Raw genomic sequence first — 21,021 nt, 5'->3', positions numbered from 1 at the left:
ATCGCCACCCTAACACTCATCTTTTAGCGGTAGTAAATTTTCATCTAAAACAGATTTCCAATACTGTTCTATAACGAGAAGACGCTTTCGGTATTTTTCGTTAAACATAGCTTCAAAATCTTCTTTGCTTAACCCTGATGCTTCGTTTATTACATTGATGAAAGGCACAACCCCGCTATTCGGGCGATATTCGTTAAAGCTGGTTCTCAGGTTAGCGACAGGCACTTTCAATATTTCAGCAGTATTCTGTAGTATATATTCAATTTCATCAGCGAAATAAGCCGTCCAATCCTTTGTCGGTCGATTGTTGTCTATGATGTCTAAGATGGCATTATATATTGCCTGAACAGATGCGGATTTTGTATTAATCTCTTTCATAATCTTTTCACGCAAATCATATTTATCTGTTTTGTCCGAAGACTTCTGATATCTGTTCAGAAGCTGATTTATGTAGAAGCTATCAATGCGTTCCTCGTGCACAGCCCTTTGTTCGCTCGTAAATTCGATGTCTTGGAGCAAGTTTTCCATCTCATCCCCAGTTTGATCCTCTAACTCGGCTCGAATTTCAGCTTTAAGATTTTCACAATGGCCCTTTTCTTCGGGAAGAACCTTCACAATATGTTCAAATTCCTCAAATTCTTCTTGATAATTCTCATAGCTTTTCATGGCTCTTTGGATTTTTTCAAGTTTTTGATAGGCTCTTACTTGTGCAATCTTGTTTTTTATATTATTGGGGTCGTCTTCCAGATTGTCTTTTGCTTGTTGAAGTTCCTCATGTGCCGTTAAAAATGCGGCTTTCACCTCAGCATATTCTTGTGGCACTAAGGCTTCCCAATTTTGCTGTTGGTTCGTAAAAAGTCGAATGGCATCCTCTACATTTTTTCGCATAGTAGCAGGTTTTCGGAACGATACCACGATGCCATGCTCTTTGCCAGGTGCAATACGATTTGTGCGTGAAAATGCCTGTAGCAGCTTTTGATATTTCAGTTCTCGGTCAACATACAAAGTCTGTATCGTAGGCGCGTCAAATCCTGTCAGCAGACGGTCAACTACAATAACCATATCAAGCCATTTTCCGTCCTTTTGATATTGAGCGTCTTTTCGTGCTAAACGGCTATTAATATTTTTGTTAAACTGATCGGTATCTGTGTAATTCGTACCAAAAACAGTGTTGTATTCCTGCATAATGGCATTGACTTCTGCTTGCGCTTCGTTCATCTCACCTTGAGTTTCGCTAGTGGAATAAGTGATTGTCACTCTCGGAAAATCAGGGTCACGAAGCGTGTGGCGTTCATCTAACTCTCGCCCATTTAACAAAATTCCACTACTTCTCATTTTTTGTAGCTTGTGATAAATACGCTTAGCTTGAGCGATAGAGTGTGTTGTTAAAACAGCACTCATAGTCGGGTATCCGTTTATCACCTTAAAACGCTCTATCACGGATTGGCGCTTGAATATTTTTTTAAGCATCGCTTCAATATATTCATCACGCTCAAATAACTCTCTGTCTTGCAGTTCCTCTTTTTCAATTTCTGTCATGTCGGCAAGTTTTTTGATAGGATCAAGCTTCGGGTATTTTTCTTTTACCGTTCTATATAAAAATTCTGCTTTGCTATCCTCATCTAATAGGCAATGGTACTCCACTTGGAAGTTCAAAACGGAGTTATCGTCCATAGCATTTTTCGTTGTGTAGGCATGGAGTAAGTTTCCATACTGTTGTTGTGTTGTTCTTGCGAATGTTCCGTTTTCTTGTTTTTGGTTTTCCTCAAAAATTGGCGTACCAGTTAAGCCGAACCATGTTGAGTTAGGCAGGAGCTTTTTAATTTCTTTCATCTGCTCATCGCTGACTGCACGATGGCACTCATCCACCACAAAAACAATATGTTCGCTTTTCAGCTTCTCGAATTTATTGTTTTCCGTTTCTTTAGCACCTCTGACAGCCGCACTCAATTTTTGAATTGTTGTGACGATAATGGTGTTGTTATTTTTATTGCTTAATAGGCTATTGCTAAGTTGACGTTGATTATCAACTCCGACAATAAGCGCATTATCTTTAACATTGCCCGATGCCAACCCTGTGTGGAACTCAGATGCAAATTTACTAAACTCATCTTTGGTTTGGCTGTCTAAATCTGTTCTATCAACAACCATAACGGTGCGGTCTACCCCGATGGATATCTGTGCTAAAAGTTTGGTTGCCACAAAACTTGTTATTGTTTTCCCTGAGCCGGTGGCATGCCAAACAAAACCTCCCTCATGCTTCGCAGCTTTACCGATAATCTTTTGAATAGCGTGGACTTGGTACGGTCTTAGAACCATTAAAAACTTTTGGTTTTTCTGATCGTCCACCAAAATAGTGAATTTGCTAATCAATTCGTGGGCAGAAGGGATACTCAAAACCTGCCTTGTGAAATCGTAAAGATTTTCAACAGGCTCATTATCCGACGTTCTCCAGTTGAACAGGAATTTCTTTGCCGCTTCAAATGCTTTAGAAGTGTTGGCTCCAGGACGTGCAAAGTATTTTGTAGATACTTTGTTACTAACTACGAAAATCTGGGTGGTCGCAAAAATGCCATCAAAAAATCCTGCTTCTGCATACCGTTGTATCTGCTCGAACGCTTGCATATAACCATCTTTGGCAGATTCAGCTTTTAATTCAACATGAATAATCGGCAAGCCATTTATCAATAGGGTTACATCGCCACGCATATCAGCATTTGCATCTGGCTTAATTTGGTTTACAACTTCATAGCTTGAAATGCCGCCAGCAATATCCTTATTACTGAATAGAACAACAGAAACCCTGCCACGTTTCACATCTTCCCGCTCAACATGAATGGCGGCAACACCATTTTCGCCTCGTAGCCATTGAGAAGCGTTAAAAGGAGTAGCTGTCAGTCTCATAAATTCAACTTTTAACTGTTCAAACTCTTTGTCTGTAAGCGGCACACCGTCCAGTCGCGCCAAGTTAATACGATTGATATGTCTACGCAAATTATCCCACAGAGCAGCTTCGGTCTTTATATCATCACGATATGTCCATTGGTTTTCCCGTTGAGTTAAGATTTCAATGAAACTCTTTTCTGTTTGGGCTTCGTGGTTCATTTGCTTAATCCTCCGTAATTAAGATTTTTCCTGAATTCTTCATCGGCAACAAAATTATCGAATAAGGAATAATAGTGTTATGCTTTATCGCTATCCCCTCATGTTTTGTGGCTCGATATCAATGTTTCGAGAGTGCAAAAACGTATATATGTCCTAGGCTACTTAAGGCTAGATGAAAGCCACCACGCCTAGCAAACAAATCTATTAATCTCATATTGTAATTCCCCCGTATCTAAGAAACTCGTTTCTGACCAAATATATTGGGAGTAATTAAATTAAGACATAACCTCTCTATAATACGACTATTGTACTACAATGAGAGCTAGATTTGGATATTACCTATTCCACATGTGTAGTAGCTGGTTTTCGAATTTCATTTTTTACATGTTTATACAATACTTCGGTAGATCCTTCTCCTGCAATCACATGTCTACACTCTGTCTACATTTTTTCCGCTCGTCAAGCCTTACGGCTGCTCCGCTACGCTTCGCCCCTTCGGGTGAGGATATCTCCTCGCCGCTCTTTGCAGAAGGGCTATTACGGGCATTTCTGACCGTCTACGTCGATCACAGGTCGAACCCCCTGCAGCTTCATCATTGAAGTCATAACTTGTATCACCCATCCAACGGACTGGACCTGCAATAGTTAGATAAATGTCTAACTTTATGGGTTCACTTCAATAGCAGGTGGTTAAATGTTTCGCGCGTTTCACGCACTCAACCGGCTTAAGCCTAAATAAAAACTCCCACCGACAATCATTCGGCGAGAGTTTTTGGCGACAATCTTGGAGACAATTCAAAAGAATTTTGGTATCAGAAAGTCATATGAGTTTTACCTAAACGGCATAAAATCAACGGTTTTCAGTGTATAGAGTGTCTCTTGCTTATTCCCACTCAATCGTTGCAGGTGGTTTCGAAGTAATGTCATACACTACGCGGTTTACATTCTCAACTTCGTTGACAATACGTACAGAGATTTTTTCAAGAACATCCCATGGGATACGTGCCCAGTCAGCGGTCATGCCATCGATGGAAGTTACTGCACGAACACCTACTGTGTAGGAATACGTACGAGCATCCCCCATAACTCCGACACTCTTCATGTTAGGCAGAGCAGTGAAGTATTGCCAAATTTCACGGTCTAATCCCGCTTTAGCAATTTCTTCTTGCAGAATGTAGTCAGAATCACGAACGATGGTAAGCTTGTCCTCTGTTACTTCACCCAAGACACGAATAGCAAGACCTGGACCTGGGAAAGGCTGACGCCATACGATCGCACGTGGCATGCCCAGCTCTTCACCGAGTTTACGAACTTCATCCTTAAACAAGGTGTTTAGCGGCTCGATCAAGCTGAATTTCATATCTTCTGGCAGACCGCCCACATTGTGGTGGGATTTAATGGTTTGCGCTGTAGCTGTTCCACTCTCAACGATATCCGTATAAAGCGTACCTTGTGCAAGGAATGAAAAATCTCCGAGCTTAGCTGACTCTTCGTCGAAGCAGTAGATAAACTCGTTACCAATGATTTTACGTTTTTGCTCAGGGTCTTCAACACCTGCAAGTTTGCTCATGAAGCGTTCGCGTGCATCGATTTTCACTACATGAATATCGAATTTGCCTACGAAAGTCTCCATAACGCTTTCTGCTTCACCTTTACGCAAAAGGCCGTGGTCAATAAACATACAAGTCAATTGATCTCCGATTGCACGGTGGATAAGCATAGCCACAACGGAAGAATCCACTCCGCCACTAAGAGCGCAGAGTACTTTTTTATCTCCGACTTGATTGCGAATATCTTGAACGGCTTCATCGATAAACGATTCCATTGTCCATTTGCCGTCGCAACCACAAACTTGGTATAAGAAGTTCGAGATCATCTCGTTACCTTGAACGGAGTGACGTACTTCTGGGTGGAATTGCACAGCGAACAGTTTGCGCTCCGCATTGCTCATTGCTGCAATTGGAGCACTTTCTGTACCTGCATCCAGCTTGAAGCCTGTTGGAAGCTCAACTACATGGTCACCATGGCTCATCCATACAGTCTGGCGGTTCTCCAATCCTGCAACTAAAGCAGTTCCTTCTGCAAAGTCAACATCAGCTTTACCATATTCCCGTTTAGCTGAACGTTCTACTTTACCATCAAGCTGATGAGCCATCAGCTGCATACCATAACAAATACCGAAGATCGGCACTCCTAGATCATAAATAGCCGGATCTACGTGTGGAGCATCTTCAGCGTATACACTGCTAGGTCCGCCAGAGAAGACAATTCCTTTAGGCGAAAGTGCTTTAATCTTGTCAACTGGCGTATTGTACGGCAAAAGTTCGCTGTATACTCCCAGATCCCGAATTCTGCGCGCGATAAGTTGGTTGTATTGTCCCCCAAAATCGAGAACGACGATAATTTCATTTGGCTTGTTCATTACGTGCCTCCCTTGATTATTGGATTCATTATACTCATGGTTAATTCTCATCGTCAAGGAAAGGAGGACACGCCTCTCATAATCAGAGAGTGATAAAACTTCATGCAGAACCTTCCTTGCTATGGCATAAATTAGATAGCGGATCTAAGCGTTCTTGGCCGTTTATGTTAAACGGAAGGTAATGAGCAGACATTCGCGGATAAACGCGGTCGCATCAGAAGCCGCAGGCTCGCCGCCAAGGCCGGGAGCGGATTTTACGGAATTGTCGCGGGCAGAGATCACGGCTGTGGAGGCCGAAGCTGGCGCGTACGCCAGAGTCTCCCACTGGCGGACGAACTGCCGGACGGCCACGTCTAGTCCGGCATCGTAAATCCGCAGGGAGTCCACATACTCCCTGCCAGTAACGCCGGGCGGCGGCGGTCCAAACCGCTCCGCCAGCCCGTGCCAAGCCAGAGAGGCCGCGCGCAGCTGCCTCTCACGGCTTAAGCTGCTGCCGCGACGCGCGGCCAGCAGCAGAGCCAGGCTGCGCCGCCAGCGCCAAGCGGCGGCGGGAAACAGCGCCGCGGCCGCGAGCGGCGCTGAAAAGGGCCCGCCCGCCAGCGGCAGGACGGGCAGTTCCGCGCTGCGCGTTGCTTGCGGTGCAATCGCCGCGGCCGCAGGCCGTGCCGGCGCGGGGAAGCCAGCCGCAAGCGCAGGACCCGGCGTCGGATCGAAAGGAACCCAACCTGCGCCGGCAAAATAAACCTCTACCCAAGCATGCGCATCCCCTTGGGTGACTAAATACTTCGCCGGCATGGCTTCCTCCTGCTGGGTTCCAGGTCCGTAGCCTTGAACATACCGCGCTGGAATACCTGTGCTTCGCAGTAATACGGTCATCGCTGTGGCAAAATGCACACAGTAACCTTGTTTGGTCTCAAACAGGAAATAATCCACAAAATCAGCCCCAGCTGGCGGAACCATGGTATCCAGCGTGTAAGAATATCCGTTTTGCAAATAATCCCGAATGGCGGTTGCGGAGTCATATCGGTTGCCCGAGGAAGCTGTGAGCTTCTCTGCCAGAGCTTTCACTCGCTCAGGTAATAAATCAGGCAGCTGCAAATATTTGTTCTTTATCTCTTGAGGATCAGCATCACCCAACCCGCGCAGCAGTACTGGATTACTCTCGGGAAGTATAGAATCAACTATATACTCAGTGATCCGAGTTGACCCCACCGAATCTGGCAGACGAAAGGTATCCCTGTCCTTATTCGCCAGAACATAACCAAGCTGGCTGCCATTGGATAGTTGAACTGTCTCAACATCCGTTATGGTGCCCGCATTGAATACAGGAATTCCACCGGAAGAGGGGCTGACAAATTGTATCCGCTGTTGCAAAGTCCGCCCCCCATTAGTAGTGGTTACCGTCGCCGGAATCTGAGGCAGGCTGGACAAGTTAAGCGGAGTAAATTCCTCACCACCTCTGATCCAACGGCGTCCGTCATAATAGGCGATGCTCTCCCCGCGCCAATAGGTACGCTGGCTGGTCAATGCTGTGAAGACTGGCTCGGTATTGCGTGATAATGGAGCCCCCAGTTCTCCATCATTTGTACTATACCCTGTTGTTCCTGCAGGTATAGCCTCATTATCTTCCGACATATGGCCCGAAGCCCATTCCTGCAGCTTTTCAAAGGTGGACTGGAGTGTAGTTTGGTTAGGCGGTCGTACTTCATATACCTGCCCACCAAACCATGCTGTCATCATGACGAATATAGCAGCCGCTAATGCCAAAACTCCCCATCGGGCATACGGCAGGTGAACGCTGCCCACCCGTTCCCGCAGACGGAGCAAACCACTCATTGCTTGCATCCATACAATAAGCCCCACTGATATTACAACATCCGTTGTCGTATTAACGCCAAAGCCAATATCCAGAACCAATAGATAAATGAGGGTCACCGCCGTAAACAGCAGCGTGCTTCCTCTGAAAAGTGCAAGCTGCTGCACCGAAGATACCAGCAGCCCCCAGCCAACTATCAAAATCAAAAGTCTGCTGATCTCGCTTAGCTGAGAGACATGCCCGGAAAAGAGCAAAATCAGATCATTTGGAATTTCTACTGCATAAATGCCCAGCCATCCTGTCCCTACGCTCTCGCTGCATAGATATAGCCAAGCCGTGCCGATCATCAAACATTGGATACTTAGCAATAGCCACCCGGGAATCTGAAGGATTCCCCACATCAACAGCACGGCAGCAGAAATCATCAGAATCTGCAGCAATCTAGCAGTATCTTCCAATGAAGTCGTTCTATATAAAGGGAGCAGCCATTCTAAAAACAGCCCCAAAATAGCCAAAGAGAACAGCATACGATAATACAGAGGTATTTTTCTCTGTTTACCGGCATGACTGTTCTCCAGTTTTTCCAAATGGAGCTGCTTGGGTTCCTTTCCACTGTGCCCATTCATAGAGAAGCTTGTGTCAACCGGTAACCGCTTACCGTAGCGTTGGTTTTCCGGATGATTCATGGTACTCTACCTCCCTGAGCCTGTAAGCTGGCAATGCATCATCCAGACAAAACATCCGTGCTCCCAGACGACCCAGACTATCCCCGACCGTTCCCCGCACAGGTTGGCGGATCTCCTGCAGCATTACCTCCGCAGGCACCGGAGCTGGCTGATCCCAAGCATAATAGAGCTCAACTTTTACACCTTGCACTAAGAACTTAGCGATAACCTTGGCGGATTGTTCCTCTAACTTTCCTGTCACAATAGCAACCGTCATTCCCGGAATCCAGCCTCTAGAAGCATCCTCCAAAAGCTCGGACAGGGTTCTTGTTCCATTCGGAGAAATATCAGTTAGAATATCCAGCACTCTCCCTGGGATTTTGCCCAGTCCTTCATGCCTAGCCATACCTTCCGGCCAGCCTCCGCTGAATAACTGGACATACGCACCTGACTGCTCAGCAAAGAGCATCAGCCCCATCGCCGTTGACACCGCCTTCTCAAATACCGGAGGCTGCTCCTCCCGACTGCCACGAGGTTTAAGTGCATTGGCTGGAATCTCATAGCTTTTGGGATCATTAGCCAACACGATACAGCTCATTCTTGCCTTTTCACGTTCTGGAACTTTGCTCTGCAAATTCCCTAGCCGGGCGCTGTTCTTCCAATGAATTCGGCTAAGCGGATCACCGGGCTCATATTCCCGCGATTCCATCGTCTCATCATTGCTGCTTCTTCCCCTTCTGGAATAGAGCGAATCACCGCTAATATAGCCGCTGTCCGGGGCTGCTCCGCCATAATATAGGGGGGCTGGCAGCACTTTAACGCTATGCTCTTCAGCAGGCTCAGATCGGCCTGTGAACCAGCCGGGCAAATCTCCCCAGGTTACTCTACAGCCCTGCAAATGATGATGTCCCCGCGGCATATTCTCAAGAAGGTAGGTGTATTCAAAAGAGCGTCTGAATCCCGGAAACAGTAGCTTGTGATGTCCTCTGTCCCCCCAAAAATCAGCGATAGTCAGCCATGGTAGTGGAAGCCGGGCAGAGAAATTCACCCGCACCTTCACAAGCAGTGTACTTCCAGCTATCGGTCTTACTGGAGTGATTGTCCGTTCAATCTTTATCGCCCGTGGACCTGAAAGTTGAACAATCAGTCCGCCAACCATGATAACGCCTACAGCGATCAGCAGAAATAAGAGTGATGCGCCTCCGCGCCATGCATATAAAACACCTATAATTCCAGCCACAGCCAGCATCCGCAACCATTCACCCAACGCACTACGGCTACGCGGATAGCTTCTAACTCTTTCAGTCTTGTTATTTAATCTGTGTTCTACTTTTTTTGAAGAGGACAATGGAACGAACACCCTTCCTTTGGGTCTAGACTTGTTCCCAGCTGAGGAACTTATTACTATCTATTCTTCCCATGAAAAAGGGTGCCCAGACATTGTTTTTTTCTTTTAAAAAAACTGCCTGAGCGCTAAATCTCAGAAGGCTATTACCCGGCGCTCACCTTCCGTCACGCTTATATTTAAAGGAGGATGATCGGCTGTCTCCAGCAGCTCACGCAGCGATACCCAGATAGAACCGCCAATCATCTCCACACTTGCACCGTTTATCTTTTGAACATGATCAGGAAGATTTAACAGGAGTTCCTTGTTCGCCACATCCGCGATGATATCTTTGCCGTTCCAGGCAATCTTCCCACTGCGACTGCCCGCATCCCAGCTAATCTGCCCTCCCAGCCGTTCGATCACAGCGCGGAGTGGCACCATATATTTTCCTTTTTGCAGAGTATATTCACCTGGCGCCAGCTTCGTCTCCAGCTTTCCAACCTCCAGCACCAAAGGTTTGCCGGGCGCAAACAGCTCTGCATTCGGTATGATATTCGAGGTGATCCAAGCTTCGGAAGGTTTCACTCTACCTAAGCTGTTTGCTTTCGAGGAGACTCTGAATTGTACAGGCTCCACCGTCTCATCTAAAAGGCCAAAGCTGTATCCAGCAGCCTTATAACGCGCAATAATATCAGGCAGTGCTTTAACACTCTCCTGATGGCCGCCGCCATCATGCAGCAGCAGAATAACCCGAGAGGACTTCAGATCCGCGGTTGACTCTTTTAAGATTTCAGACGCCGGTACCCCTTTGCGTTTGGAGTCCCCGCTGTCCACCGTCCAATCCGTAACGATATAACCGGCTTGCTTCAACAAATTGAAGTAGGTATTATCAAAGTGATCAAAGGTTCCGCCCGGGGCGCGGATAAGTTGCGGGCGAATCCCTGTAATGCCCCGAACAATTTCTTCGGTCTTTTTAATCTGGCTCCAAAATTCAGTGAATCCACTATATAAATCATGGTAATTATGATTATAGGTATGATTGCCAATAGCATGTCCCTGTTCCCATATGGCATTAATTAGCTCTGGATGGCTTTTCGCTTGATTACCAAGGACAAAAAAGGTCGCCTTCACACCTTGCTGCTGTAAAATTTTAAGAACGTTGAAGGTATTGTCACTCGGTCCGTCGTCAAATGTAATATAGACCGTTTTTGAAGCTTTCTTTGCGGCCGTAATTGCTGAATATGTTGTCGACACCTTGGATACTTGTGCCGTACCGGAATTCAATTTAACTTCTGGAGAAGCAGTCACAATGGACTCTGCTTTAGGAGGCAATTCTTGCATCGCCACTAACGGGAGATTATTCTTAACAGAGACAGACTCCGCACTTGCGGACTGTAATGAACGAGTCATCCAAGAATCTACACTCTCCCCTGCGTTCCATCCCAGCATTACGATGACGATTACAACCATAACAAGCAATCCGCTTATCAAGTTTCGGCGGCCGTGAGTGTTTTTGTTACCTTTCATCTTCTCTACCTCCAGCATTCTATTGGCTCAAAAGCCATTTGGTAGATTGTATGAAGACAAGCTTCAAAATAGAATAAGGCAACTGCCCCTTGGAGAGTGAGAATCTTATGGAAATGCTGAACTTTATACAAGAATTATTCAGCAAATATGGATATAGCGTATTGTTTTTTGGATTGCTGCTCGAATTCGTTGCCTTGCCGTTTCCCGGAGAAACTACCATGGCTTTTGCAGGTTTTCTTTCCTATACGGGAAGACTTGATTTCATAACGTTGATTCTAGTGGCATTTGCAGGGACCACAGCCGGGATGACCCTCACCTATTTTGTTGGGTTAAAAGCCGGAATGCCCTTCATCCAGCGATACGGCAAGTGGCTGCTGTTCTCCCCTGCCAAGCTGGATAAAACGCAAAAATGGTTCGAGAAATACGGCAGTATCCTTATTTCCATCGGATATTTTATTCCAGGCGTTCGTCACTTTACCGGCTATTTTGCTGGTATAGTTGCGCTGCCCTTCCGTAAATTCGCCCTCTACGCTTATAGTGGAGCATTATTCTGGGTAGTGCTGTTTCTTGGCATAGGACGGGTATTTGGTCCGCAGTGGATGGGTATTTTCCATTTATTCGAGTTATATGCACTATGGATTATCTCTGGCGGTGTAGCTATAGCTGCCCTTGTAATCCTGTATCGCTACCGCAAAAAGATAAGCATCCGCCTGTTCCCGCGCAAAGCTGCCATAAAGCTACAGACTCAGGTTAAAAAAACTTCCAAAGGACGGTGAAGCCACCGCCCTTTTTAAATGCGTTTTTTCTTGCTGCGTACCCCCGCATATCCTGCAAGCAAAAGCGCAACTATGGCAAATCCCGCTCCCCCAGCAAACCCTACCATTCTTGGTTCCACCCCTTCTAATAGCCACCCGGCGAACAGCATAGATAACCCCAGCAGCGTATTTCCTACTGCAGACAGGAGTCCAAACAGAAAGGGCTGCATAGCAGATGGCGTTTCCCGCATAACAAGCGTATCCAGACAGGCATTCCCCGTTCCCCCGGCAAATGACAGCAGAATATATAACATAAATGCTACCGCAAAATGATTGCTGACACTGATGCCCATCAATAATACACCTTCAAGTAAAAGCCCTCCGATGGCTACAATCAGCAGCCCCTTTTTTAAATAACGTGAGGTGAAAAAACTAAGGCTAAGACCGATGCCAAGCGCCGCATAAAATGCCCCCACTCCAATATCCCCCGCGTGAAATACCTGTATCGCATAGACACTGATCAGTACATTATCCAGACCATTTAGCAACGGCACCAACAGCTCATAACCGAAAATGACCTGCAATGTTAGACTTCCGCCAATTACCATTCCCAGAGCACGCAGTTGACCGTATTGTGCTTCTTTATCGGATTTTTCTAAGTCCCCCTCAGGAGAATATGTAGCCTTCTTAGCCACCGTCGCCATTTCCGTATGTAGTGGAAAATCGATACCGTAAATTAACATCGCCGCGATTAAAAAAGACACTGCATTCATAATGAACGCTGCCTCCGGACCAAACCACATCGACACCACCCCTCCACTGAACGCTCCAAGGATCAGCACGCAGCCGCTCATTAACTGCTCTAGTCCGTTGACGGTCAGCAGAGAATCTTTGGTGACGAGCAAGGGGATAGTGGACTTACGAACAGGACTGTAAATGGCTTCGCCAGCTGCCAGCAAAAAACTTGCCATATATAACAACCACAACTTCTCCTCACCATCCACCCATAAAAAGGCTAAGGCTACCGGGACCCTCAGCATATCTGTGGCTATCATGATATATTTGCGTGGAACTTTGCTGCTAAGTATGCCTCCAAGCGGGGCCAGAAATAAATAAGGAAGCAGTCTCACCCCTAACGAAATCCCTACCGCCATGCCTGATCCCGTCAACTGCAGAACCAGCGCCAGTACTGCAACGCTAGTAAAACGATCACCAATTCCATTGATCAAGCCGGCTGTGAACAATCGTGAATATCCCTTATGACTCCTAAACATCGCAACAGCTGAGTAATTATCCATAAAATAAACCTCATTTCATCTATTTATACATATATCTAATTAGATATTAATCGAATCATTAATTTATGACAATGCTTTATTTTCAAGGATTTGCTAAGATGAAATACAGCATTACTTCACGGAAATCTCCGGGAAAGAAGGAATTATCATTTGAAAATAGATCGATTGCTCTCTATCGTTATCCTGCTAATGAACCGCCGCCTAATTCAGGCGAAGGAGCTAGCCGATATGTTCGAGGTATCTGTGCGCACGATTTATCGTGATATTGAAAGCATTAACGGGGCCGGAATTCCTATCGTCACCTATCAGGGAGCTAACGGTGGGATCGGGCTTATGGAAGGATACCGGCTGGACCGCAATGTTTTGACGGATCGTGAGCTGGCGGATATTTTCACGGCTCTGCAGAGCGTCTCGTCTTATGGAGGAAATGAACATACGCTGCTCATGGAAAAGATCAGCAGCGTAATCCCGCCCTCCCAATCCGCCGCCTTCCGCAGCAAAACGACTCAGCTCATCATCGACTTCTCCCCATGGGGTCTTCAACGTATTCTCGAAGAAAAGCTTGCCACTCTAAAAGAAGCACTTGAGGAAAGCGTGACCGTAAACTTTGATTATGTGGATGCTGCGGGTCAGACTAGCCAGCGTTCGGTAGAGCCCTATACTTTAGTGCTGAAGGGGCAAGCATGGTACTTATATGGATTTTGTCTGAATCGTCAGGATTTCCGTCTGTTTAAGCTGTTGCGCATGAAAGAGCTTGTTAAGAATACCCAAGTTTTTATTGCAAAAGATGTGGATGCAAGCGAGCTGCCTTGGAGCAACGATTATCAGAGATCAACCGTAACAACAGCAACACCCATCGTTTTGCAGTTTAAGGCTGAGAGCAAACATCTAGCGGAAGAGCGGTTTGATTCTACCGAGCTACTGCCCGACGGTAATGGAGGTCACAAGGTTAACATCAACTATCCTGAGGATGGATGGCTGTATGGTTTCCTGCTAAGCTTCGGGATGCATGTAGAGGTCTTAGAGCCACCGCATATTCGGCAAAAGCTGGGGCAGCTTGCAGCAGGCATAGCAGCAAAATATACAACCTAACAATAAACCTGACGGAATGCCGTCAGGTTTATTGTTCTATACTGAACTTAAAGCGGGCGCTCGAGAGCTTGCATACCTTTAAAGGAGTGTTAAATATGGGACATGAACATGTAGAGCAAGGAGATCTTAAAATTTGTCAAAGCTGTGGGATGCCAATGCCTACGGCGGAATTGCTTGGAACGGACCAGAATGGCAACAAGATCGAAGATTACTGCGTGTACTGCTATGAGAATGGCGCATTCAAACAGCCTAATATCACGTTGCAAGAAATGGCTGACATTTGTACAGGCTATATGGTCGAAGAAGGAATGGATGAGAATGTTGCCCGTAAACTTCTCGCCGAGCAGCTGCCACATTTGAAACGTTGGAGCGATCCTGCAGCTGTGTCTCCAGCTAACTAATAGCAGCACAACAAAAAGAAGCGCCCTACGGAACCATAACGGTTCTTAGGACGCTCCTTTTCCCATTCTTTTTTAGCCCAGTTTTTTTATTGATTATTCTGCTGTGGCTGCACTTCCTCCGTCTTCAGGAAGTCTGGCTGCGGTGAAGTCTTTTTAATAAAGAAAGCCAATACCAAAGCAATTACAGTGATCCAGGTAGCAATGTTAAAGGCATGCGTAACCCCGCTAATTGTAGCCTCTTGCGTAAGCTTAAGCATCGCTGCTTTATCGTTTAACGAAACCGTTCCGCTCATAAGCGTATCAGTGATTGTGCTCTTCGTCTTATTGGTCATTAAACTGACGAACAACGCCATTCCCAGCGCGCCCCCGACCGTCCGCAACGTATTCGACATTGCTGTACCATGCGAGCTTAAACGCTGTGGAAGCTGGTTAAGTCCAGCCGTTACAATCGGCATCGATAACATCGACATGCCTAACATCCGAACCGTGTAAGTAATAATCATATGCGTATACGTCGTACTGTCTGTAAGCTGGCTGAATTGCCAAGTCGTAATTACTGTAATAATCAGGCCTACCACAGACAGCCATCTTGCCCCGATTTTATCAAATATAATCCCCGTGATTGGAGACATAATTCCCATTAGAATGGCTCCCGGCAAAAGCATAAGACCGGACTCCATTGGCGTAAAGCCACGGATCGTCTGCAAATAAATCGGCAGCAAAATCATACCCGAATATAAAGCCATCGTAATGATGATATTGATTAATGTCGTGAGTGAATACATATTGTATCTGAAAATCCGGAACTCAAGCAGTGGTGTCTCAGCCTTGAGCTCTCTCCATACGAATAAAGCCAGTGCAATCACACCCACAATGAGGCAGGTAATGACTGTTGCACTTCCCCAACCGTCGGTTCCAGCATCACTGAAGCCGTACAACAATCCCCCAAAACCAATAGTAGACAGGATAACACCCGTTTTATCCAGTTTCGGAGAGGTTGTTTGCCCTACGTTTTGCATTGTTTTCATACCTAGCAAGGTAGAAAGAATAGCCAGCGGAAGAACGATAAAGAACAATACGCGCCAAGAATAGTTCTGAACTACCCACCCTGACAACGTTGGACCTACAGCTGGAGCAAAAATCATGGCTACCGCCATTAGCCCCATCGCTTTTCCCCGCTCTTCAATTGGGAAGATGCGAAGAAACACAATATTCATTAACGGCATCAAAATCCCTGCGCCAACCGCCTGTATGACTCTGCCGACCATGATCATTTCAAAGCCTGTTCCGATTCCACAGACAAGTGTGCCTAACGAAAAAAGTGACATCGCGGTGATGAATAGCTGGCGGGTCGTAAACTTTTCCACCAGAAATGCACTAATCGGTATCAGCACACCGTTCACGAGCATAAATCCCGTTGTTAGCCACTGTGCCGTATTCGTAGCGATTTTTAGATCGTCCATTATGCTCGGCAATGCCACATTAAGAAGTGTTTGGTTCAAAAGTGCGACAAACGCACCTATTAAGAGCGCTGCAATAATCGGTCCTCTACGTATTCCCTTAGTTGCCGCTGCAGCGTTACCTGTAATTGTACTCATAAATTCTATTTGTCTCTCCCCTGCTCTAAGATCTGAATGATTTCGTTATGAATCCTAAGTAATTCACCTGCATCCTTGGCAGGTATATTGGATAGTGGAAGTAAGTGTCTTCTGAGCGATTGCTTACTTCTTTCCCTGATCTCTTTGCCCTTTTCAGTAATCGCCAAGTTGTATATACGCCGATCTACCTCAGAACGCTGTCTTGTGATCAAATCGGCTTTCACCATCCGGTCCACTACTCCGCTCGCTGCACTGTTCCCCAAATGTAATAGCTCGGCAAGATCTGTAATGCCAATATCGGGATTTGCAGATATTTTGCGGAGAACCATCAACTGTGTTGGTGTAATGTCCAGCTCTTCGGCATCCTTCCACAGCAGCTGCTGGAAGGCATGGCTAATCCGGCGAAAAGAGGAGAAAATATCATCTAATTGCTGCTCCTTATCTTCCAAATCTTCACCTCCAAAGAATTAATTAGTTAGACCATCTAATAGTTCGCATGCGTACTATTTTACACCTTAACTAAATTTCGGTCAATATTTTGCTGTAACTTTCTGAAAGGTACTTTTATATTGCAGGAAAAGCATGAAAATCATACATAAGTGCACAAAGCATAAAAAAGCGAACCAAGGTAGATCCTTGGTCCGCTTTTTCGTCTGAACAATGCTCAGGTTAAGCTATATGAACTTCCAGGTAAAGTCTGCTGCTGAGGCTTATCCGGCAGTTTTAAAATAGATGGCTTAGCCTCTTCCTGGCTGCTGGCAATTGACATCATCAGCTTAATCCGATTCGCTTGGTTGACTACGCTAACTCCAGCATCATAGTCAATCGCCACGATATTTGCACCCGGATATAATTCCTTAAGACCTTTAATCATCCCACGCCCGGTGATATGGTTGGGCAGGCACGCGAACGGTTGAATACAGGCGATGTTGTTCACACCATTATCCAACAAATCCATCATTTCTGCGGTTAAAAACCAGCCCTCACCCATCTGATTTCCTACGGACACCAGTCGGCTGGCCTTCTCGGCAAGACCATAAATATTCTCCCGTCCTTTAGCCAGCCCCGCATCCTCAAGGGCAACCTTAATCGGCTTACGGTAAATTTCCAGATAAGAGATCAGCATGGGATTGATATAGCCGAGCCGTTTGCTTTTGCCGAATTGCTCAGCTTTGTAGATCGGATTATATACACAATAGAAAATGAAATCCAGGAAGTCCGGCATTACCGCTTCCCCGCCCTCTGCCTCGATCATCTCTATAATGCGGTTATTGGCATCCGGATGGAATTTGATCAGGATCTCACCGACAATGCCTACTCTTGGTTTAGTAACACCTGTAACAGGCAGCTTGCAGAACTCTGCAACAATCTCACGAATCAGGCGTTTGTATTCTCGGAATGAAAAGTTGGATAAGCTTGCCTTGCAACGCTCCATCCCTTTGCGGAATAGATCTTCGGCACTTCCTGGAACAACCTCATGCGGCCTAAAGTGATTTAACATCCGCATCATAAGATCACCATAACAAGCGGCAGCTATCAACCGATTCGCCAGCTTAAGACTGATACGGAAACCCGGCTGATTTTCCATCCCTGAAGCATTGAGTGAAATCACCGGAATTTGTTCAAGGTCTGAATCCTTTAAGGCTTTGCGCAGCAAAGAAATATAATTCGTAGCCCGGCAGCCGCCACCCGTCTGTGACATAATCACAGCAGTACGATCCGGATCGTATTCCCCACTTTTCAGCGCCGACAGAATCTGGCCAATCGTCACAATTGCCGGATAACACGCATCATTATTAACGTATCTCAGACCTTCTTCTGTCTCTTCAGGTCCGGTCGTCTCAAGTATCTTCAGACGGTATCCGGCATCGCGAAACACCTGTTCAAACAATTCAAAATGAATAGGCGACATCTGTGGTGCAAGAATGGTATAGGTCTCTTTCATTTCCTTCGTAAATAACACATTAGCCTGCGCTTTTGGCGGCTTTTGCGGCACTACCTTACCTTTTTCACGCTCACGCATTGCCGCCAGCAATGAACGAAGCCGAATGCGCGCTGCACCAAGATTGCTGATCTCATCGATTTTGATCAATGTATATACCTTGTTATGTCTTTCCATAATATCCTGTACGGCATCACAAGTGATCGCATCGATCCCACAGCCGAAGGAAGTCAATTGAACAAGCTCCAGATCCGAGCGGACTGCAGCAAGGCGGGCTGCACGGTACATCCGGGCATGGTAGGTCCACTGATTAACAACAGCCACATCCCCTTCGCTGTGGTCCAGATGGCAGACAGAATCTTCTGTCAGCACGGCGAGTCCCATCCCGGTTATCATATCCGCTATCCCGTGATTAATCTCAGGATCGGCATGATAAGGGTGCCCGCAGAGCAGGATTCCTTTGGTTCCAGTATCAGCTAGGTACACAAGGGTCTCTTCCCCTTTGGTACGCACATCACCTTTGGCGTTATCAGCCTCTGTAAGTCCCGCCTGCACCGCGGACGCAATCTCTTCTCGCGGAATGCTGGTAAATGTCTTCACCAGCCCTTTGGTCAGCGCAGAAATATCATCAAAGGTCAGGAATGGGCTGACAAGCTTGATTCCATTGTCCTTTAACCCATCCATATTGTTGCGAATGACTTCGGGGTAAGAGGCGACCACTGGACAATTGAAGTGATTATCCGCGGCTTCATCTTCTTTTTTCTCATACACCACCGCTGGATAAAAAATAAAATCGACACCTTTACCGATCAGGCTTTGCACATGTCCATGCGCCATCTTCGCAGGATAACATATCGATTCTGACGGAATCGTATCCATTCCGCTTTCGAAAAGCTTCTTGCTGGATTTAGGGGAAAGAATCACCCGATAGCCCAGTTTGGTGAAAAAAGTGTGCCAGAACGGGTAATTCTCAAACATATTCATGGTACGCGGAATCCCTACGGTCCCCCGCCATGCCCCTGTTTCCGGTAAACTCTCGTATTCAAAAAACCGTTCATATTTATACTGCATCAGATTCGGCAGGACATTTTTCTCTTTTTTGACTCCTGCGCCACGTTCGCAGCGATTGCCGGTCACATAAAAGCTCTTATCCGGAAAACGGCTGATCGTCAGCGCACAGTTGTTCCCACAGCGGCCACAGCGGCCTGAGGAGACCTCATATTTAAAGCTGGCAAGCTCCTCTGGTCCAAGCAGCGTACTGGATCCGTTACCCCCTGCTTGCTCACGCGCAATCAGTGCACAGCCGTAAGCCCCCATTACACCAGCTATATCCGGTCTAACCACCGTCCGCCCCGTCAAGGACTCAAAGGCGCGCAATACAGCTTCATTATAGAAGGTACCGCCCTGAACGATGATATTTCGCCCTAAGTCCTCCGGATTGCGGATTTTAATTACTTTTTGCAGAGCATTTTTGATCACAGAGTAGGCAAGACCCGCCGATAAATCCGCTAATGATGCGCCTTCCTTCTGAACCTGCTTGACCTTAGAGTTCATGAACACCGTGCAGCGCGAGCCCAAATTAACAGGCTGAGTCGCTTCGAGTGCAGTTTTGGCAAATTCCTCGATTCCAAGTCCGAGGGCAGAGGCAAAGCTCTCCAGAAAAGAGCCACAACCGGCTGAACAAGCTTCATTGAGCATAAGGCTGTCTATAGCACCGCCACGGATCTTGATGCACTTCATGTCCTGACCACCGATATCCAGTATGAAATCTACTTCTGGCATGAACTTTGAGGCTGCCTTGTAGTGTGCTACAGTCTCTACTTCTCCGCCATCCGTCCGCAGAGCGGCCTTGATTAACCCCTCACCGTACCCTGTCACATATGAGCCTGCGATATGGCAGCCTTCAGGCAGAACCCGGTAGATTTCCTTCAGCGCATCACTGACCGACTGCAGCGGATTACCTTTGTTGCTGCCATAAAAAGTATAGAGAATTTCGTCAGCGGAGCCGGTCAACACGAGTTTAGTTGTGGTTGAGCCGGCATCAATCCCTAGATAACAGGGCCCACGATATAAGGCTAAATCTGATCTCGCTGCAGAGGCTTTACCGTGACGAAGCCGAAATTCTGCAAGCTCAGCGGCATTCTCAAAAAGCGGAGGCAATTCAGCATCCGCAGCTCGATCCGCAGTAAAATCAACTGCCGCAATTCGCGTGATCCAGCTCGAAAGTGGCAATACGACTGGATCAGCTTCGGAGAGCGCAGCTCCAATTGCCACGAAATACTGTGAGCGTTCCGGGAACAGGATATCCTCCTCCGCCAGCTCCAGCGTTTCCGCAAAACGCTGCCGCAAGGCAGGCAGGAAGGTCAGCGGTCCGCCAAGAAAAGCCACCCGCCCTCGAATCGGACGTCCACAAGCAAGACCGCTAATCGTCTGATTAACGATACTCTGAAAGATCGAAGCCGCCACATCCTCCCGGCGCGCTCCTTCATTAAGCAGCGGCTGTACATCGCTTTTGGCAAAGACACCACAGCGTGAAGCTATGGGATAAATTCGCTCATGCTTCTCCGCCAAAACATTTAAGCCTGCCGGATCGGTCTGCAGCAGCGCTGCCATCTGATCGATGAACGCTCCCGTTCCGCCCGCGCAGGCTGTATTCATACGCTGCTCAATGCCGCCCCGAAGATATATTATCTTAGCGTCCTCTCCACCCAGTTCAATCGCCGTGTCACATTCCGGGATCAGCGCACTAATCGCCTTCGTGCAGGCTATCACCTCCTGAATAAAGGGAACTCCACCTAATTTGGATAAAGACAAACCCGAGGAACCGCTTACAGTAAGCCTAGCTCCCCTCTCTGGGAATCTGTCGCGTACATCAGACAGAAGAGAGAGGGCCGCTTTTTTAATATCGCTATAATGTCTTACATAGTCTTGATAAACAATGATGTCCCGCTCTATGACAACTAATTTAGCAGTAGTTGATCCGATATCAAGCCCAATATGCAGCATTATCACTCCACCACCTCTTCTTGCTCCAAATTTGAAGCAATTATGAGGAAACTATATCATGACAACA

At 46.7% G+C, this 21,021-nt stretch carries 12 protein-coding genes; 3 read left to right on the top strand and 9 right to left on the bottom strand.

What is annotated here, in order from left to right:
• Window positions 1–9: 9 nt before the first annotated feature.
• From MKZ09_RS03755 to MKZ09_RS03735, 5 genes are all read right to left on the bottom strand, one after another.
• Window positions 10–3,105, bottom strand: a complete 3,096-nt coding sequence (locus MKZ09_RS03755) for a type I restriction endonuclease subunit R (protein ID WP_076207502.1) — start codon at window positions 3,103–3,105, stop codon at window positions 10–12.
• A gap of 883 nt (window positions 3,106–3,988) precedes the next feature.
• A complete protein-coding gene (guaA, locus tag MKZ09_RS03750; protein WP_076101410.1) occupies window positions 3,989–5,527 on the bottom strand; it encodes a glutamine-hydrolyzing GMP synthase in 1,539 nt (512 codons plus the stop codon).
• Window positions 5,528–5,689: 162 nt separating this feature from the next.
• Window positions 5,690–8,029 (bottom strand): transglutaminase family protein, encoded by a 2,340-nt coding sequence (locus MKZ09_RS03745; RefSeq protein WP_076207504.1) that lies wholly within the window; start codon window positions 8,027–8,029, stop codon window positions 5,690–5,692.
• Window positions 7,998–9,356, bottom strand: coding sequence for a DUF58 domain-containing protein (locus MKZ09_RS03740; protein WP_143767371.1), 1,359 nt, complete (start codon window positions 9,354–9,356; stop codon window positions 7,998–8,000). The genes MKZ09_RS03745 and MKZ09_RS03740 overlap by 32 nt, the downstream gene beginning before the upstream one ends.
• A gap of 132 nt (window positions 9,357–9,488) precedes the next feature.
• On the bottom strand, window positions 9,489–10,862 hold the full coding sequence (locus tag MKZ09_RS03735) for a polysaccharide deacetylase (protein WP_076207509.1): 1,374 nt from the start codon (window positions 10,860–10,862) through the stop codon (window positions 9,489–9,491).
• Between the two features lie 107 nt (window positions 10,863–10,969).
• On the opposite strand from MKZ09_RS03735, the gene MKZ09_RS03730 reads away from it, so the two are divergent.
• Window positions 10,970–11,638 carry a DedA family protein gene (locus MKZ09_RS03730; protein ID WP_076106058.1) on the top strand — a complete coding sequence of 223 codons (669 nt, stop codon included), beginning with the start codon at window positions 10,970–10,972 and terminating at the stop codon, window positions 11,636–11,638.
• 14 nt (window positions 11,639–11,652) lie between these two features.
• Here MKZ09_RS03730 and MKZ09_RS03725 read toward each other — a convergent pair whose 3' ends face one another.
• Window positions 11,653–12,915, bottom strand: coding sequence for an MFS transporter (locus MKZ09_RS03725; RefSeq protein ID WP_076207512.1), 1,263 nt, complete (start codon window positions 12,913–12,915; stop codon window positions 11,653–11,655).
• A 150-nt stretch (window positions 12,916–13,065) separates the two neighbouring features.
• Between MKZ09_RS03725 and MKZ09_RS03720 the strand changes: the two genes are divergently transcribed.
• Together MKZ09_RS03720 and MKZ09_RS03715 are read left to right on the top strand one after the other, a co-directional pair.
• Entirely contained in the window at window positions 13,066–14,007 is a 942-nt protein-coding gene (locus MKZ09_RS03720) for a helix-turn-helix transcriptional regulator (RefSeq protein WP_076207515.1), read from the top strand.
• Window positions 14,008–14,102: 95 nt separating this feature from the next.
• A complete protein-coding gene (locus tag MKZ09_RS03715; protein WP_052096752.1) occupies window positions 14,103–14,408 on the top strand; it encodes a zinc ribbon domain-containing protein in 306 nt (101 codons plus the stop codon).
• An 86-nt stretch (window positions 14,409–14,494) separates the two neighbouring features.
• Here MKZ09_RS03715 and MKZ09_RS03710 read toward each other — a convergent pair whose 3' ends face one another.
• From MKZ09_RS03710 to MKZ09_RS03700, 3 genes are all read right to left on the bottom strand, one after another.
• Window positions 14,495–16,006: a DHA2 family efflux MFS transporter permease subunit gene (locus tag MKZ09_RS03710; protein WP_076138424.1), complete on the bottom strand. Its 1,512-nt coding sequence runs from the start codon at window positions 16,004–16,006 to the stop codon at window positions 14,495–14,497.
• Window positions 16,007–16,011: 5 nt separating this feature from the next.
• Complete coding sequence (locus tag MKZ09_RS03705; RefSeq protein WP_076207518.1) at window positions 16,012–16,455, bottom strand: MarR family winged helix-turn-helix transcriptional regulator; 444 nt, start codon at window positions 16,453–16,455, stop codon at window positions 16,012–16,014.
• Window positions 16,456–16,670: 215 nt separating this feature from the next.
• Window positions 16,671–20,954, bottom strand: a complete 4,284-nt coding sequence (locus tag MKZ09_RS03700) for a 2-hydroxyacyl-CoA dehydratase (RefSeq protein WP_256719285.1) — start codon at window positions 20,952–20,954, stop codon at window positions 16,671–16,673.
• Between the last annotated feature and the right edge of the window lie 67 nt (window positions 20,955–21,021).

This window comes from Paenibacillus sp. FSL R5-0908, from assembly GCF_038006245.1.
GTDB classification, from domain to species: Bacteria; Bacillota; Bacilli; order Paenibacillales; family Paenibacillaceae; genus Paenibacillus_AQ; species Paenibacillus_AQ odorifer.
Note: the sequence above shows the minus strand (reverse complement) of the source record. Positions and strands in the feature narration are given on the sequence as shown.